A 2,497-nucleotide genomic window follows, 5' to 3' on the forward strand; every position below is an offset into this window, starting at 1 on the left:
GAGAAGAGTGTAGTATGATGGCTCAAGTCCAAAATCTCCTTGTGTGGCAAGTTGTTGTGGTAACTTCTTATACCACATACTGCTGAGATTTTGGACTTTTTTGTTACCCCTTAGCCGGACAGCAATGGCGTGTTTTCTCTACCCAACAACGCAGAAAAGTTTCAGTTCTTATATTCCGGCAAATTTTTTTTCACATAAAAAGCATACACCATATCATGACATGACTATTTTTTTATGCATATAAAGTTTTCATTTATATTAAAGCTCAGCATATAAAGTTTTTTAACTCATGGCAGAGAAATACCGTTTATAAAAACAGTTTTTTATATTGATAAAGACCATAAGTCAGTATTAATTATGCCGATAATACATTAAGACAATAATCATTATTACTCAAAGTCTGATGAAAAAATTAGTTATGCAATAAAATGTCTTCATATCATGTCAATGGTGCATGAAGAAACAAAACTACACTATTGTTTTTATGCACTTGCATACAAAAGGTCATCACCACACCATTGGGGGAGGAGGAAAGCAAATGAAGCTGGGAGTAAAACTTTCACTGATGTCGGCGTTCTTGCTGCTGCTCATCGCCATACTCGGCACGTTCAGCCTCGTGCAGATGTCAAAGATCAATGACGGTTCAACAGAACTGAGTCGCAACTGGCTGCCTTCAACACGGTGCGCCATGGAACTCAACATCGTCGCCTCTGACTATCGGCTTGCCGAAGCCCTGTTCATCACAACGCCTCCCATGGACGAATACCGGCAGATATATAAAAACCGCATGGAAAGCTCGCAAAAAAGCCTTTCCGCCATTACCGCGCGGTATTTACCCCTCATCGACTCACAGCAGGAGCGCCAGGCATATGAAGCCTTTTCGCGGCAATGGAAGGAATATTCAGATATCAGTTCCCGCATCATACAATTGGCCGACAGCGGCAACCGCGATGAAGCCCGGCAATTTTTCCGCGTGCAGTCCCGGGCGTGCTACGAACAGGGACGCGAATTCCTCGCGACACTGGTGCATCTCAATACCGAAGGCGGCGACACGGCCAGCAAGCAGTGCGACATCCTGTACGCCACATCAAAAAACCTGATCATCGGTCTGCTCGCGGCAGCGCTCATTTCCGGCACTCTCACGGTGGTGTTCATCATAAGAAGTACGCACAGGCAGTTGGGCAAAGACCCCGGCGAACTTAACGACATTGCCAACCGCGTCGTGCAGGGCGACTACAGTGTGGACGATGGAGGCTCCAAAGAAGGTGTATACAAGGCCATTGTAGGCATGGTCAGCGCCCTGAAGGCAAATATCGAGCGGGCGCAGGAAGAGTCGCTCCGGGCGCAGGAAGCGGCCGAAAAGGCCGGGGCAGCGCAACGTGCGGCAGAAGAAGCCCAGTCCAGAGCGGAAAGCGCCCGTCGCGAAGGGCTGCTTGATGCCGCAGCCCAGCTTGAAGGCGTAGTCAATATTATCGCCTCCGCCTCCGAACAGCTTTCAGCCCAGATCGAGCAGTCCTCTCACGGTGCGGCGCAGCAGGCCAGCCGCATTGCGGACACCGCCACCGCAGTGGAAGAAATGAACGTCACCGTGCTTGAAGTAGCCAGAAACGCCTCGTCAGGAGCGGACCTTTCCGGCGCGGCGCAACAGAAAGCCCGCGATGGCGAACAGATTACCTCCCAGTGCCAGACGGCCATCAATGAAGTGCAAAGCGACGCCATGTCCCTTAAGGCCAACATGGACCAGCTTTCCGGGCATGCGCAGGCCATCAATGAAATCATGACCGTCATTTCCGACATTGCGGATCAGACCAACCTGCTGGCTCTTAATGCGGCCATCGAAGCGGCCAGAGCCGGCGAAGCAGGACGCGGCTTTGCCGTGGTGGCCGATGAGGTACGCAAGCTGGCAGAAAAAACCATGGCCTCCACCCAGGATGTGGGCAGGGCCATCCACGCCATTCAGGAAAGTTCCCAGGACGGCGTGCGCCGTATGGATACCGCGGTGGGCAAGGTTAATCTCGCCACCGAGCTTTCCCTGCGCAGCGGCGAGGCGCTGAAAGAAATCCTCGACCTGGCCGGGCAGACAGCCGATCAGGTACGCAATATCGCCACTGCCAGCGAACAGCAGTCGGCCTCTTCAGAAGAAATTGCCCGCTCCGTGGAACACGTCAACACCATTGCCGGCGAAACAGCCCAGGCCATGGGCGAGGCCAGCAAGGCCGTTTCCGAACTGGCGGCCCAGGCGCAGGAACTGGCCAGAATAATTGAGTCTCTCAAACGGGCCTGATGCCCGTTACCAGCCTTCATGAACAAAACCGGTCCTGCCTTCACGGGGCAGGGCCGGTTTTTTCGTGCCGCAGGACGCCTCGCGTGCGAATTGCCCCCCGTCCCCATGCCGTGTATGCTGCGCCGTGCCTGCGCCATAAACCCGACACATCCAGCCCCGCACCTGACGCGGGTCACGCCGTGCCGCATTTGTGCCGGGTAAAACATCGCAGCC

The 2,497-nt window shown here is 53.5% G+C and carries 2 protein-coding genes; one reads left to right on the forward strand and one right to left on the reverse strand.

Annotation, left to right across the window (positions count from 1 at the left end; all coding sequences use genetic code 11):
* The first annotated feature begins 538 nt into the window (after positions 1-538).
* Entirely contained in the window at positions 539-2,284 is a 1,746-nt protein-coding gene (locus V6C07_RS12230; protein ID WP_333536756.1) for a HAMP domain-containing methyl-accepting chemotaxis protein, read from the forward strand.
* Between the two features lie 6 nt (positions 2,285-2,290).
* On the opposite strand, the gene V6C07_RS12235 is transcribed toward V6C07_RS12230, so the two are convergent.
* Positions 2,291-2,497, reverse strand: a 207-nt coding sequence (locus V6C07_RS12235) for a hypothetical protein (RefSeq protein ID WP_333536757.1), incomplete at its 5' end; no start/stop codon positions are given.

This window comes from Desulfovibrio sp. 1214_IL3152 (genome assembly GCF_036763055.1).
Taxonomy (GTDB): Bacteria; Desulfobacterota; Desulfovibrionia; order Desulfovibrionales; family Desulfovibrionaceae; genus Desulfovibrio.

Bases quoted from the DNA above. Each gene is read 5' to 3' on its own strand.
- V6C07_RS12230 (WP_333536756.1), top strand. From the start codon at position 539: ATGAAGCTGGGAGTAAAACTTTCACTGATGTCGGCGTTCTTGCTGCTG.